8 protein-coding genes are annotated in these 16528 nt (G+C 40.3%); 3 read left to right on the forward strand and 5 right to left on the reverse strand.

The window, feature by feature from the left end; genetic code table 11:
* Positions 1-195 precede the first annotated feature (195 nt).
* The 4 genes from ABE28_RS12385 to ABE28_RS12400 form a co-directional block, all read right to left on the reverse strand.
* Positions 196-576: a hypothetical protein gene (locus tag ABE28_RS12385; RefSeq protein WP_064464850.1), complete on the reverse strand. Its 381-nt coding sequence runs from the start codon at positions 574-576 to the stop codon at positions 196-198.
* On the reverse strand, positions 573-8585 hold the full coding sequence (locus ABE28_RS12390) for a DNRLRE domain-containing protein (protein WP_156775757.1): 8013 nt from the start codon (positions 8583-8585) through the stop codon (positions 573-575). Before ABE28_RS12390 ends, ABE28_RS12385 begins: the two co-directional genes overlap by 4 nt.
* A gap of 379 nt (positions 8586-8964) precedes the next feature.
* A complete protein-coding gene (locus tag ABE28_RS12395) occupies positions 8965-9525 on the reverse strand; it encodes a GNAT family N-acetyltransferase (protein ID WP_064464846.1) in 561 nt (186 codons plus the stop codon).
* A gap of 64 nt (positions 9526-9589) precedes the next feature.
* Positions 9590-10822: an NAD(P)/FAD-dependent oxidoreductase gene (locus tag ABE28_RS12400; RefSeq protein ID WP_064464844.1), complete on the reverse strand. Its 1233-nt coding sequence runs from the start codon at positions 10820-10822 to the stop codon at positions 9590-9592.
* 341 nt (positions 10823-11163) lie between these two features.
* On the opposite strand from ABE28_RS12400, the gene ABE28_RS12405 reads away from it, so the two are divergent.
* The 3 genes from ABE28_RS12405 (at position 11164) to ABE28_RS12415 (ending at position 13111) form a co-directional block, all read left to right on the forward strand.
* On the forward strand, positions 11164-11790 hold the full coding sequence (locus ABE28_RS12405; RefSeq protein WP_064464842.1) for a CAP domain-containing protein: 627 nt from the start codon (positions 11164-11166) through the stop codon (positions 11788-11790).
* A 182-nt stretch (positions 11791-11972) separates the two neighbouring features.
* On the forward strand, positions 11973-12377 hold the full coding sequence (locus ABE28_RS12410) for a hypothetical protein (RefSeq protein WP_064464840.1): 405 nt from the start codon (positions 11973-11975) through the stop codon (positions 12375-12377).
* 134 nt (positions 12378-12511) lie between these two features.
* A complete protein-coding gene (locus tag ABE28_RS12415; RefSeq protein ID WP_083232067.1) occupies positions 12512-13111 on the forward strand; it encodes an exonuclease domain-containing protein in 600 nt (199 codons plus the stop codon).
* 694 nt (positions 13112-13805) lie between these two features.
* Here the strand turns inward: ABE28_RS12415 and ABE28_RS12420 are convergent.
* A complete protein-coding gene (locus tag ABE28_RS12420) occupies positions 13806-16196 on the reverse strand; it encodes a YhgE/Pip domain-containing protein (protein WP_083232068.1) in 2391 nt (796 codons plus the stop codon).
* Positions 16197-16528: the final 332 nt, after the last annotated feature.

A 16528-nucleotide genomic window follows, 5' to 3' on the forward strand; every position in this document is an offset into this window, starting at 1 on the left:
AAATCAAACCTCAATTTAATATATGCATGTTTATTTTTTTTACTGAATATCACCCTTTCTTTGACAACGATCTTTGTCGGTTTTTTCTGTGTTTCAAGTTTAATTCTTATGATGTTTGCAATATTTATAGAAAAACCTTGATAATAATTATCATTATCAAGGTTTTTCTGAATTTTAATATTCAACATGAGCTTGCTACATTTTTATTAAAGACAGCACTTCAATGTTCGCACAATAGAACTTTATACTTTCATTCTCATAATCTTCTACTAAATATTTATTTTGTTTTTCGTACCCACTTTCATTTAAATTTTCGACACTAAAGCCCATTATTTGATTGAATTGGCCTCCAAATCCTAATAAATCTAAAGAAGAAACATCACTGAATTTGAGTTTCAAATTTAGCTTTTTATCTTCTATTTCCAATACAAAATCCATTTCTAAAAAAGATACTTGGTCATAATACGAATTATATCCTAAATAATATTGAAAACCTGTTATTAATTTTACATCATTCACTTTGAAATCGGGAATTTCTTGTTCTAACACAGTTCCTTTGTACCAATCTAAAGTCATTTTTTTCTCCCCCAAAAGTTATATGTATACTCTTTTCCTTTTGCTGAATATCCAGGTCCATATTTATATTCATGTAAATGTGGAACGGTATGTTTATCTGGCATGCTGTGATTTGCATGATCGACTCTATATTTTTGTCTTCCAAATTTATCATATATTACTGTGGATTTTTCTTTTTTTCCTTTATACTGTCTATAATGAATTACTTTCGAACCTGGAGTAGCATTTTGAGGGGCTTTCCTTTCCCAATATTCTTCAGGGACGAAAGTTTTTTTACTAGTTTGTTTATATGTTCCTTTAACAGAACTACGCTTAAATGTAGCCGTTTTTCCTTTTATTTTATAGGTTTTGACTTTTGTTTTGTTTTTTAGTGTCTTCTTTACAGAGGAACTATTGAATTTCTTTACTTTCTTCGCTTTCTTGCCGTACTTGACTGCACTGATCGCGCCTTTGGCGGCCCATTTGGCTTGACCGGCACCTGGAACGAAATTGCTTGCGACCGATACGGTGGCTCCGGCTTTTTGATACCATTTGGATTTAGGGTTTTTGATGGTTTTGATATCATTGCCTATATAGGCATTATACCCTTTTTTCGAGTATTTCTTCGTTGATTTCCAGCCTTTTTGCAGCCATTTTGGAGCATGGCCATCCGGGTCGATGTTATTGACTGGGTCGGCATCCGCATATAGGTAGCGATTTAGGGAAGTGGGATCTTCTTCCGTGCCTTCGTATTCATCAGGCACGATAAAGCGCCCGATTGAAGGGTCATAATCTCTCCAGCCCATTAAGTACAGGTTGGTATCGGCATCATACATGACGCCATACTTCCCTACATAACGGTAAATGTTTGTATTCGCGATATCCTTGTCACCAGTAATGGCTGTAACATTGCCCCATTCATCATACTCATAGGTCGCTTTCGTGTTGCCGGCTTTGTCGGTTAGGGCTATGACGTCTCCCCGTGCATTGAATTGGTAGTAATAGACAACATCATTAAAGCTGAAGCTTAATAAATTCCCATCTGCATCACGATGATATTTATTTTTGTCTTCCCTTTTGATTCCTTCTATACTTTCCAGGAATAACTCACCATTTGTATCCCGATGGTAATGATAGTGCGTGTTCTTCGTTCCATCGTTCACATCTTTGGCAATGCGGTTTCCATCCGTATCATATTCATAGGCGATGGTAGGTTGTTTCTTGCCGTTCACGGTTTGATTGACCTTGACTAGTTGATCATCACTATTGTAACCGTAATCGGTTACCGTCGTGTTTGCGCCTTCTTTGATCGTAACTTTCGCCAGCATCCCGACAGGATTATGGACATAATCAGTCGTACGGAGAAGCGCACCGGATGTTTCGTTATACTCTTTTTTCTGGAGTATCCGATTGTCGGTCGTATACGTATACGTCGCAGCGACCTTGCCCGATGTTACATTTTCCGTTTTAACCAGATTGGAGTTGGCATCATAGCTATATTTTAGCTTCTTTCCATCCGCTTCTACGGTTTCAAGCTGCCCTTTTGCTGTATAGGTGTATTTCTTCTTTATCTTTCCTTTATCGGAGATTTGCGTGATTTGTTCTGTATCGGAATGCTGATATTGAAGGTCAAAAAGCACGCTCTGATCCTTTTGACTTACAGCTTTCAGGGATTTCACTTTAGAACCGCCATTATAGCTGATCGATGTTTCTACTCCAGGCGCTTTTACTTTGGATAATGAATCATCGACTAAATATTCATACTGATAAGAATCAAAATTAGGTGTCAGGATTTTTGTCATCCGGTCATTGTCATCATACGTAATGACCGTATCACCAAGGGCGTTGCTCAAGATTTCTTTATTGTCTTTTTCGTCATATCTCGTCGTCGTCTGTGTATCCGTGTGGGAAATGGTTTCTGAAATCAGGCGGTTATTGGCGTCATATTCAGATACGGTTTCACTGTTATAAATCCCATCACCATCTGGATCCACCGCTACTGGGACGGGATTACTCTCATCATATACCCATGTATGCGTCACATTGCTATTATGATCATGGAGAAAACGGTTTTCCGTTATTTTCCCGTCTTCCATATTACGGCCCGTTTCTTTTACAAGCCTGCTTAACTCATCATATTCATAGGTGACTTCTTTAGAAACGGTTGTCTTGGAGCCATTTATTTCTTTCAAGCTTTTCTTTTTCACTTGACCGATAGAGTCATATTCAAAGGAAGATACTTGTGTCGTAGATTCACCGGAACTTGGATCGGCCTCTGCTTTTTTCTCGGTTTTCAGTTGACCCTCTTGATCGTATTCCCACTCCGTTACGGCACCAGTGGCATCTACAAGTTTCGTTTTATCTCCTGCAGCATTATAGGTGTATGTCGTATATTTTCCGTCTGTATCGACTACATCCTTCAATTGTCCATTGGCTTCGTAAATATAATGTGTTGCGCCTAATTTATCAAAGGCAATCGCTTCATTCCCGAGGCCGTCGTAGAGCGTCCACGTTTCCACTGCTGGACTGGAAGAATCTTTACTGTAGATGGCATTGTCATTCTTATCGTATTCATAACTGACCCAGTCCCCTGTCCCGGATATGGACTTGACAACATTACCGACAGCATCATACTTACTTTGTTCAACCAAGGTGTTTTGGTCTTTGGTCGGATCGGAGTATGCCGTCAGGCGATTTTGTTCATCGTACCGATAATAAGTTTTTCCTTTTGAATAAAGGGTGGAAGTTGTTGTATCCCATGCAAAATTCTCTTCCGTTACCTTATTATCATTTGCATCATACGTCATTCGCAGTTGATTGGCTAATGGGTCGATACTTTTACTAAGTCTGCCCAAAGGATCATATTCAAAGATATTAACGTACCCGTTGCCATCTTTTTCAGCTATTTTTTCACCGAGCTCGTTATATTCATCGATTTCAGTGCGATTCGTTATGTTCGGAGGAAGCGGTTTTTGGAAATCGTAAGCTTTCTTTGTGACTTTCGGGTTCCGTACAACGATTTGATGATTTTGTTCATCAAATTCATACTCCACCGCCTGACCAAGTGCATCCGTTTCCTTCAATAAATTGCCTACACCGTCATATTGATATTTCGTTATTTTTCCAAGTCGATCGATTTGTTCGGTTATTTGGTTATCCAGGTTATAGGAAAACCTTGCTGTTTGTCCCAATTCATTCGTTTCTTTCATTTTGTTTCCAGCTGCATCGTACTCAAATGTCATTTTCTTTCCATAAGGGTCATATGATTCTATTCCATGCAGACCGCTTGAATCGTAAACAGTTCGAGTAGTAAAATCACTTTCTTCCACTCTCACATCATCTACACTGATATTAGATGGTCCAGCTTGTATTTTCACCGTAATGAAGGAAGCATTCGCAGGAATCGCTGCACCTATATGTTGTAAATTCCATCCAGCTCCTGTTGATGCTGCACTGGATTTGGTACTAATTAATTTCTTGGACGAATCATAAAATTGAGCAGAAACAATCGCCCCTGATCCTTTTGTCCAAGCCAATGCCCGTACAGGTAGTTTTCCTGGTTTAATCGGCAGATGCTCCGATTCTATCGAACCTGTTATGGAAACGCTTCTCGTTCCCATTCTTTTTTCGGTTGTTTGGTAGGATGCACTGCCCGAACTCTTCCAATTTGAAATGGATGTGCCTTCACCCGTTTCAAAGCTAAAGTTGGGGACGGCCGCATATAGTGGTCCTCTCTCTGAGGAGCTATCCGTCAAATTTCCGAATTTATCGTATTTAAATGAATCCTTGAAACCTTCTGTATCAACAGTCCATAACCGGTTTCCCTTTGCATCATATTCATGACTGGTGACCCGGCCCAAGGCATCTATTTCTTTCGTCAATAAACTTGTGCCTGGTTTATATTCATATTTCGTTACTGGAGTCGTGCTATTGCCTTCGATGTCTTTTGTAGTGGGTTCGGTTTTCGTTAAAATATTTCCACGTTCATCGTACGTAAAGGACGTTTTATTTCCTTTGCCATCAAAGGAATCTTTGATTTTGTTTTGATCATACACATTCCTGCTCGTTACCTTTAAGCCATCAGGGTCATCAATCGTTTTAAGCAAATTTCCTTTTTCATTCGTTTCATATTCAGAAGTGGTGATCTTGTATTTACCAGATGTCGAAACTCTTGTTGTTCTTTTCAGTAAATCATAAACAAACACTTCTTTCACGGTGGACGGATCATTTTTCTTATTTGCCTTGGCGTTATAAGAGGTGAATTGCCGTTCCGTACTAACGAGCCGATGACCATTATAATCGTAGGAAGTGGCGTTTTTATTTGGATTGATATATTTATTTAACTGGCCGATTCCGTCATATTCATAATTTAATAACCGAACTGATTTTTTGTCTTTATCCTGGTATTCAACCTTTGTGAGTGCTTGATTTTCATAGATGTATTTGGTGGTTGCTCCCGTGCTATCCGTAATTGCGCTTAACAGTGCATCCGTATAAGTAAAGGTTGTACTTCTCCCTGTAGAATCAACGATTTCTTTAATGTTATTCCCATCATAAGAAATGGAATTCTTGTTACCATTTTTATCTCCGATTGATAGAAGTTGACCCTTGTCATTAAAGGTTTGAACGATCTCTGCTTCAACTAAATCGGTTAACGTGTAATCCCCGCCACTGGTTTTGACCAATTCCCGATAAACTCCGTGAGGGGAACTATACGTGCCATTTACATTCTTTTTAAAGCTGTGCCTTGACCCATCTTCGTCAATTAGGCGGATGTCCCCATTCGGCTCTTGAATGAGAGACATATGAACATTGAGTCTCCATCCTTTGCCTAGTGATGTTTGCTGGTCATCTTGACTATTATATGAACGGATTATCGTTGCATCCAGCCCTCGTCCTTTTACAGAACTATCTGTATAAGACAAATGTAGATTCCCATTGGCAAGATTCGTCTTGCTTTCTCCATATCCGGTTTCCGTGCTCGTATAAGCCCAAAAATCTTCTATTCCAAGCATCGATTGTAATGGATCGACCCATACTTTTTTAGTGGCGATCGATGTATTGCTCGCTTTGTCACGCACATTCAACTGAATTGTGTAAAGGCCCGCTTCCAAGCCAGTTACATCCCATTTGCCTAAAACCCCATCTTTTATATCATCATATTTCTTGGTGATTTCAGTCCATGCTTGAGGAGACTCTCCTTTTCCGTAACTGAGCACGTACTCGTCCATATCATCATTATCTGTAGCCGAACCATGGATTTCCGTGATTCCGTTTAGATAATCCAATGTAGCGGGAAAGGTTAATTTCGCCGTTGGTAAAGTTGCATCTAGCAGGATTTTTTCAGAATAAGTTTTTGATTCATTACCTGAACCATCCTTGAACATGACCGATACGGTTTTTTCTCCATTGCCTCCTGATAAGGTCCAAGGTTTCGTTTTCGCTTGTTTTTCATAGGCAGTCCAGTTTGCTTGTTCATTCCGGAACCTTTGGGATATGTCACTATCGCTATTATCGGAGGATGCTAGAGTTAATGTCACGTTAGGCGTATTCGTTACCTTTGCGCCGTGATTAATGACGATTTCCCCTGCAGGGGGAGTGGTATCAACGACTTTGACTTTTTGGGATATTTGATCACCGAACATTCCCGTTTTCAACTTCAGCATTTGCCATTGACTGCTATAGTCCCCGGTTTTTTTACCGCCGTTAAGCTTCACGTTAAATGTCTTTGTTTTGGAAGTGCTGATTGATTCTGAACTTGTCAGCGTTAACCTGGCGTTATTGGAAAATGGATCATTCGTTGCCGTTGATCCGAGCATGAAGCCTTCGGAATTGGTCCATGTCTCGATTCCTTCATTTTTCACCGTTATCGCTACATTGTAATCACCGCTGGCTTCCATTTGCGGAGGAATCGTGTAACTGACGATGGACGCATCCAGTTGCTTTCGCGCTATACCGGACGATGAATCTGAATTGATATAGTTTCCTTGATTATCGACTGCACGAACATACATATGGTATGTGGTACGGGCAACCGCTTTTGGCAAAGTGAAAGAGTTTTGCGTCACTAATGTGCCATTGACGACATCGGTTTTCCCGGCAGCTGTCCCGACGTATACCTGATATCCCTTCAGGCCGGAATTGGAATCCGTCGAGGCCGACCAGGTGAATTTGAAATTTGAATCTAAATGACTTGAAATTGTTGGTTTACCAGGTTTGGTTGGTGCAGTTTGATCGGCAATCGTTGGGGTAAATTGTGCGGATTGTGCACTATCCCCATATTTATTGTATGCCTTGATTCGGAAATAGTAATTTTTTTTATCTTGGTACGTTCCTTTCGAATTCTTATAAACCGGCCTAGGGTCATCCGCTAGTTCAGTTCCCGTTCCATTCAAGCGCAAATTGTAATTCCCAGCTGAGATTTGTGCAGCCGTTGGCCAAATTTTCTTCCCTTTTGTTGACCAGGATGTCACATTTCCTACATTAATTTCTTCGTAGTTTTTACCATTAAAAACGAGGACTTTATATCCTGTAGCTCCTGGGACAGGTGTCCAGTTTACGTTTACGTAGCCTGTACCTGAATTCACCCCGTTTCCGACGGCTGATCCTGTAGGTGCGCTTGGCACACCTGAATAGGTGACAGAAAGATAGGGCTGTTTGGAGGAATAATCGGAAGAGTAAAACTTTCGATATGTTCCAAGAGTGCCTTCGGAAGATGATTTTAACACGACCCCATGATTTGGAACTTTACCTTTATACCACTGATCTACAAGATCTGTAAGGTTAAAGTTATACCAGCCATTATTTCCATTGACTGCGGTACTTCCATATGTTTTTGTCGTATCGATGGAGGGCTGTTTATTCCACGTTACTCCCGTGGATGACCAGCTTGAGGTCACGCGTTGCGCGTATACATTTGTATTGATCGGAGTTGTTGGTTGACTGAATTTATAACCTTTTAATTCGGCGCTTACCAATAATCCTCCACCCATGTTCGGTAAAGAGTTGGTGAAGTCTATATAAGATCTTGTCGTACCAGTTGAATCGGTATATCCAGTTCGTAATTCGGTACTGTTATAATAATTGATTGTCGGGAACTTCTTCATGACATACGTATCTTTTGTATTGGAAGCAGCTCCGCCAATATTTACGGTTGGATCAACAATGATGGGGAAAACACGAGCAGGATCTTCCACGAATTTCTCATCGATTTCCATTTGAATGAATTGCTTATCACCTTCATTGATAACTGAATATTCTATATTTTCGGAGTATTCACCTTCAGCATCTTCCATGAAGGGCGGAAGCATTTCCCATATTACCTTGTTATCCTTGTTAAGGAATTCAATATATCTATCTACCTTTCTTGCTTTAAGTGTGCCATGAACTGAATACTTAAAACTGGTTGCACTTTTTTTACTATGTAAAATAATGTCCTCTTTTATTCCGTTTGGCAGCATTGTGTAATGTATATCGGTGTCCTGATAGACATCTTTATAGATGGCTTTCCCGTCTTTCCTGCTTGCATTTGCCAAATTCGGACCAACCAATCCAAAACCTAGTTTTTCTTTTCCGAATTTAAGTGACACCATTTGTTTCTTTTTAGTAGAGGTGGATAATTTGGCAGAAAACTTATTGTTTCCATTTTTATATTTATAATCCTTTTTGTCTGCTTCTTCATTGATTTCTAATTCATTCTCTATCGGCTTCCACTCTTTTTTTGAATCAGAATAATGGACTGGCCCGTTGTATACCTCTGTGGAATAGCTCAAATCACTATTTAGAAAAGTTTTTTCATCCACTTTTCTTTTTTCTCTAATTTCACTGACCTTTTCCGTGTATTTATGCTCTTCAGCTTTTTTTTTGACAGATTTAGATTTTTCGCCTGTATTTTCTGTTGCTTCCACAGGTTCCGAATGTGATGACATATCTCCATGTGCATACACATTTGCCGGCACCAATGGAATTAATAAGCTGAAAATAATGATAACATTCAATATCTTTTTGGATAATGCGTTTTTTCTGTTCATTTCGACTCCCCTTGTACTTTTTATATCATTCTTTTTACCCACTTACCTCCTTTAATTTCCTGTTTTGGCATCAATAAGCACTACTTTTATATTATTAATATACTTTATCTAAGTTGTCAAATAGGTTTTATGTCATTAATTTAAATCTATAATTACATCAAACCTCATTTATCAATGGTCCTTTATGTCTTTTTATGGGTCGACGCTCTTTTAGTTATTGGCAGAAGATATTTTGTTCAAGGGGAGAAGTAAATATTATTTCGAAAGCAAAACTAGGTGTTGTAAATTTGGTAAAATGATTGGCCCAAGACATACGTCAACAACATAAAAAAACTGGCACAAGTGGCCAGCCAATCCTTCTTATTTATGAAAAAATCCATTAAACCGTGTGTTGATATAGATGCCGATATTCACTGCATAACAGGGAATATACCATCGCATCGTGTGACTCGTGATGAAGAAATACATAGCTTCGCAGGCTGCCTTCCTCTTTAAATCCAAACTTCTTCAAGAGGTTTGCCGAGGCAAAATTATCTTTGAAGGTTAATGCAGCGATCCGGACCAGTTTCAATTCTTCGAATGAATAGCGTAATACTTCATTGACAGCTTCGGACGTATACTGTTTCCTCCAATAATCAGGGTGTATTTCATATCCTATTTCTGCGCGTTTGTTGGCCAGGCTCAATTGATTGATTCCAACAGTACCGATCAATTTGCCCGTATCCTTCAAGACCACTCCCCAGCGTATTCCCCGTTTGTTGATGAATGCACTTTTGAATGCATTAATCAGGCGGCGGGCATCTTCAACGTGAGATAAGCTTTCTATCCCCCCATTTTTAGTCACCTCATCTCTTGAGAGGATGTCAAACAGACTTTCCGTATGCTGGTGACCCATTTCAATCAATCTCAGCCGTTTCGTTTCCAATTCCTTAAACCACATCGAAGGATCCCTCCGTATATTGTGCTGTCTACTTAATTCTACTCATCGGGAGGAAATTCCTGTTTTAATGGGAGACCCTTTTCGGTATATTCCTTTCCTTAAGGTATAAATCCGAATCTGGATGCACACCTTTCGTGAGCAAATCCCTGATGATTTGTGAAAGGATGACACTGTATACCGTCCCGTTTCCGCCGTACCCCAATAAGAAATAGCAATTCGGGTGGTCAGGATATATCCCGATTGTCGGCAAGCCATCATGGGTCTCGCCAAAAAAAGCACCCCAAGCATAATCGGCCGTAATCTCATTTTGTAATTCAGGGAATAAGGAGACGAGCTCTTTCAATAATTCATCTCGTTTGTTTATGAGCATGGAATTCCGTTTCTCGATAAAACCAGTGGATTCGTCCAGTCCTCCAATGATGATTCGATTGTCAGCCGTTTTCCTCGCATATAGATAAGGCCTTGCCGTTTCCCAAATCATCATATCCTCATGCCATTTTGCATGATCAGCAATCGGATTGGTCGCGATGGCGTATGAACTTAGAATCACTGCATTTTTATCCCTTACCTCTTCTTGTGCCTCATATCCTGTGGCGAAGATGACCTTTTGTGCACGGATCGTATGTCCATTTTCAGTAAATAACACGGTTTGATCTTCCTTTAATACCTTTCCGTTTATTTTTGTATTGGAATAGACACGTACGCCTTTATGAAAAGCATTTTCAATCAATAAATGCGCATGTTTATAAGGGTTGATTTCCGCATCATTGCCCGTAACGAGTGCAGCGGCTTTTGAAAATGAGAATTTTTCCTTAATCTCTTTTTCAGTATAATATTCCACGGGGAAATTACGGGATTTCAGATTTTCATATTCTTCCTTCAGCATCGAAACATCGTCAGGGCTTGATGCGTAATACAGGCTTTTCCTGATTTTAAAATCCGGATTTTCTTCAAGAGTTGGGACAACCTCTTTCTCAAGCGTTCGGATCGCATCCAAACAAAGCTGAACATGACGCGTACCAGCTTCTTCACCGAAGCTATGGATGAACGAAGTCAATGTTTTATCATTTGAATACTGAAGAAGTCCAGTATTCGCAATCGTGCTGCCTTCACTAATGTCACGTTTATCGATCAGGACGACGTTCAGACCCGTCTCCGCTAAAAAATGGGCACAATGCGCCCCCGATGAGCCGCTCCCAACGATACATACATCACATGTAAGATCTTCCTCTAAGATTGGATATTTCCTAGCTTTAAATGTATCCTTCCAAAATACTTTCCCTGCCTTCAAATCCATATAAACTCCACCTTTGTACCAATTATTTCTATCATGATCGTCTTAGTTCCATATAGCTAGTTCCCGATTTTCATATGCTTCTTATTTACCCTGAACGATGTGGCTGGCAAACATAAAAATGATTCTTTTTCTACATGGAATTAATCTCCTTTTCTAAAAAAAAAGCACTATGAACAACATTCACCATTTTCCTTTCAGGTTATATGGGCCCTATTTTACTTGGTATGATTCGTTACCTTTTTCCCATTCTTCAAATGAAAAAGAAGAATCTAGTTTTACAGGGAAGAAGTTTTGTAGGATACTAGATTTTCAATCCAGATATTATCCTAGGAGGAAACAAAATGAAGAAAACGATTTTTATGACGGCTCTATCCCTTTCCCTGCTTTCTCCGACGGCAGCTTTAGGCGCCAACACTCACGAAGTGGTACAGGGAGATACTTTATCTAAAATTGCCGCAGAATATGAAGTGAGCATTTCCGATATTCTTAAAACAAACCCAGCCATTTCTGATTCCAATCGAATTATAGTCGGTCAAACAATCGATCTACCAAACGTCCAACAAACTGCAAAACAACAGAATGATCAGACGGTAGAACAACAGATTCTTCGTTTAGTTAATGAAGAGCGTTCCAAAGCTGGACTGCCGAACGTCGAAATGGATACTTCCCTTTCCAAGACTGCAACTTTGAAATCCGAAGATATGCGCGATCATGATTATTTCAATCACACAAGCCCTACATATGGCTCTCCTTTCGATATGATGAAAGCGTTTGGCATTACCTACAAATACGCGGGTGAAAATATCGCAGCCGGTCAGCCAAGCAGCGAATCCGTGATGAAATCTTGGATGAACAGTCCCGGACATAAGGCCAATATTCTGAATAAGAACTATACCCATATTGGAATCGGACATGCAACAGGAGGAAAATACAGCCACTATTGGACACAGCAATTCATCGGTAAATAAGATACTGAAATAGGAGCGGCAAATGGCCGCTTCTTTTTTATTGTGAACATTTCCTCCAAGCATACATTCATTTAATGGCCGCTTTGGTTATATCCGACTATCCTTCCGATAAATGTTACTGACAAAAATAATATTATGTTAAAATATTAATCAAAATATAGGTACAAAGAGGCTATTGGGAAATGGAAATAGAGGTTGGCTCTGTCATCTACGAATTAAGAATCGAACAAAACCTTACAAGAAAAGAACGATCAAAGGATATATGTGAACCTGATGCTTTGTTAGATTATGAAAGAAGCATTTCTTCTCCGACGAAAGAGGAGCTGGCACTGCTTATAGTGGACCTGCCATATTTCTTCATGACCAAAAATGAGCCTATTTATAATTACGTAAAAATCATTAAGCTTTTGGTAAACATGTATAAGCGGCTACGTAATTACGAAACCATTTATGAAATCGTCGAGAAGGAAATGGAAAACCGCTCCGGAAAAATCGATTTCATTTTATCAGTTTTTAAAGTGGCACGAGGGGATTTCCTTTTTTCATTTGTACAAGGACAAACAAAAGGAGATAGAGCTATTGAATGAGGCGCTTCAAATTACGATGGGAAATCGAGGTGCTGAATAGTATCGGAATCATCCATTATAATGCCCCACACTTTCAATAGCTAACACTTGTCCGCTATAATAGGTTCAAAGAAATCCAATTGGAGGAAAGAAAATTGTCTAATAGATTAGGTTTAGTGCTTGATGTAGAAACAACCGGTTTGCGTCCCTCTTCCGATGAAATGATTGAGCTTGCCCTTATATTGTTTACTTATAATAGTGAAACCGGTGAAATCATTAAACACATTGATCAGGAATCATTTTTAAGGGAACCGCTTAGCCTGCAAGCTAGGATGAATTATGATCAAGCATTCCGGATTCATGGCATCCCTTTCAGCTCAGTGGAAGGAAAAAGCTTTCACGATGAAAAAATTATCTCCTTCATCGCTCGTGCCGATGATATTTTCGCGCATAATGCTTCATTCGATAGAAGTTTTCTTTACCAACTGTACCCCGAAGTCAATGATCAAAAATGGTTCTGCACAATGCGGAATGTACCTTGGAAGCAATACGGCTTCGAAAATAGTAAACTGTTAACCTTGCTGCAGGCACATAGAATCACCAACTTCCAAACCCACCGAGCTCTGGATGACATAACCTACCTAATGGAGCTTTTGAGAAAACGGGGCCCTGCCGGTCATCCATATTTGAAAGACGTGATTGCTAAAAATCCGATGAAGAAATACACACCTGCTTCCCTAAAATCACGGGTATAGATGTTCAATCCGTTACACACACTTGATAAAGCCAGCAAGAACTTACATACAAAGGTTCACAAACATCTGGAAACATTTAAGTTGGTACCGATAAAATGTGGCGTCCCATCTCGGACGCCGCATTTTCCTTTGTTCGTTCAGCTTTTACACAGTATCAGAGAAACAGTCCTTCATCACCTTGATAGGCTTTTTCCCCCAGTGTTCACAAGCACCATTTTATTTCTCGTGTTTCAATCTCCAATATTTCCAAAGGTATAATGTGTGTTGAAACCATGGGACTCTGCGAAAACCATTACTTGGAGTGGAAAAAAGCGCCCAACCCCCTAGTTTCGGACAATGGGGGTACTTAGTTTTCAAAGGTTCGATACTGGGAAATACGGTCTAAGGGAAAATCCAGCAGGCGCAATGAAACAAAATCCCCCAACACGGTGGGCAATCTAAACGTATCTTTCGTTTTCACGCAGAGTGGAATGGAAAAGAAGGCGGCGAGACTCCTGCGGGAAATGCGGTTATGGGGAGACACCACAAGCGCAAGCGCCGAGGCGGCTCCCCGACCGCCCGCGGAAAGCGAGCGCCTGCAGTGTAATGAAACAGTTCATGTACAACTATTAAAATCAAAAAACTGCAGACAAACTCCCTTATTATCGGAATTCATCTACAGTATGCTGTACCCCATCCTGGGGCCGTTTTTTTGTTATTCGATTGTCTCTTCCTTATTATCAGCCTTTGCGTTCAACTTTTTGAACCGATACATGAAGTAAAGAAGAGATAAGACTAACGCGACTACGAGAAATATCGCCAAGATACCTAGATTATGCCACATGAAGCTATAATCTCCTGTTGAAATGACTGCCCGAAATGCATTAATCGAATAAGTCATTGGTAAAAATGGTGTAAAACCTTGCAGGAACCCTGGAACCAATTCATTGGGGAAGGTTCCGCCGCTGCTTGTCAATTGAAGAATCAAAATTAACAATGCGATAAATCGACCTGGGTTATCCAAGGCTGAACCCAGGAACTGAATGATCGCCATGAATGTACAGCTCGCAAGGATACTTACTGCAAAAAATAGCGGTAAGCTCGTAACATCAATTCCCAGTCCTAAAATCAGAATCGAATCGACCAATATGGCCTGACAAATTCCTATAAGGGCCATGACGCTATACTTACTGATGAACCAGCTGAATCCATTTGCAGGCTTAACGGCGGGCTCCCTTAACTTGAATATGATCGTCAGGACGATCGCCCCAATGAATAAGCTCAAGGAAATGAGATAGGGTGCAAAGCTGGTTCCGTAGTTTGGTACATTATTGATTGGCAGTTTATCCACTTTAACTGGACTTGCAAACATGTCATAAATATCATCATTGGATTTTATTTTGCCAGCTTCATCTGCGCCATCCTTCAATTCATCATGCAATTCTTCCGAGCCATCGGATAGCTTGGCAATGCCATCTTGCAGCTTGATCGCTCCGTTTGCCAAATCCCCCATTCCCATTGTCAAGCTCGATGAGCCTTCTTTGAGCTTATCAGTTCCGGCAATTAAACTTTTGGAACCTTCGGAAAGTTGAGAGGTACCACTCGATAACTGCTTGGAGCCATCTTCGAGCTGATCAAGCCCGTTAACCAAGTTATTGCTGCCATCGGTTAATTGTCCAAGGCCGTTTTGGGCTTCGTCGATACTATCGCCAAATGTTGTCAAGCCTGATACCAATTGACCTTGACCATCTTTAAGCTCATTCGCACCACTGGCAAGTTTATCTTGAGCTTGCTTCAATTGATTGAAACCACCGCTTAGTGAACCTGCACCTTCACCTAATCGAGTTGCTCCGTCGTTTAAATTGTTGCCGCCCTTAGCCATTTCTAAAGCACTCGCCGAAAGCTTTCCAACCCCCTCGGAGACTCCCTTACTGCCTTCACTGATGCGGGAGAGTGAGGCAATCACACCATCCAATCGTGCTTTCTCGGCGGGATCTTCCGTTATTTCGGATTGTTGCTTCAATCCGGAAATAACTTCTTCCAAACCGGCTGAAACTTCAGCAGCCCCAGCTTTCGCATCACCTGTAGCTGCACTCCATTCGGATAAGGAGCCTGAAAGCTGGCTAGCACCGGCAGCGACACCATTTGCTCCCTCAGTCAAAGCTGGAAGCTTTTCTTCGATCTGATTGAAACCAGCTATTGACTGCTGCAAGCCGTTGGCCAATTCACCGGATCCTGCTTTGGATTTTTTGGCACCTTGTAAAAGCTGGGATTGCCCGTCTTTCATTTGACCTACACCAGAGCTAAACTGTTGCAACCCCTGATTCAGCTCTTTGGACCCTGCCGCTGCTGAACCGATTCCGCTTGAAAAGGTTAATGATTTTTCGGCCAATTTCTCGAGATTATCATGGATTTCGACTGAACCTGAATGAACCGATTCAATTCCGTCTTCCACCTTTTTGGACCCTGCTTTAGCAGAGTTAATTCCTTCACCAAGTTCACTTGATCCGTTTTTGACGGAATCCGTTCCGTCTTTTAACTTTCCTGCACCATCACTGGCACTTTTAAGTCCGTCAGCAACTTCGTTTAAATTGTCAAACATGGATTCCGCGTACGTTTTCGTTACAGCTGATGATACTTCCCCTTTGATTCTTTCAGTAGCAGCATCTCCAATTTTCGTAGATATATAGTTAAATCCTTCGTTAGACGTGTAAATTAAATCGAGTTTTTCCGGATTATCATCTTGCAAAGTCGTTGCATTTTTGGAAAAGTTTTTCGGTATTTCTATTTTCATGTAATAATCTTGGTTTTCAAGACCTTCATTCGCTTCTTTTTGACTGACGAAGTGCCAATCAAAGTCCTTTTTCTCTTTTAACTCTTTCACTAAATCTTTTCCTATTGTAAGTTCCGTTTCATTGAACTCGGCTCCCTCATCCATATTGACGATGGCAACCGGTAATTTGTCCACCTTCCCATATGGATCCCAAAACGCCCAAAGGAACGTCCCGCTGTATAGTAAGGGAATCAATATGATCCCTATAATGGAAATGAGTATCATAGGATGTTTTATAATCGCTGAAAATTCACCCTTTAAAGATTTAAGCACACTTACCAAGTCCTTCCTTCACGGCAATATTACCGCTCATATATTGAATTTCAGTATGGATTGGTTTCTTTTCATCTGAAATATATCGTTCTATTCATTCTGTTCCGCCTGACCTAATAATTAATGACCAATTCGTTCAATTGGTCATTTCTACGATTGACTATAACATTTATCCAACATTTTATCAATGTTTTTCATCCTATTTTTTCTATTTCAAGACCTATTCTTGCAGCTGCTCCTCAAGGATGGCTGGAACAACGGTAACAGAAAAAAGGCATCCATGACCGGATCGCCTTTTTTCTATCATAAAATTATTTCCAAATAAAATAATG

It is taken from the genome of Peribacillus muralis, from assembly GCF_001645685.2.
Taxonomy (GTDB): domain Bacteria; phylum Bacillota; class Bacilli; order Bacillales; family DSM-1321; genus Peribacillus; species Peribacillus muralis_A.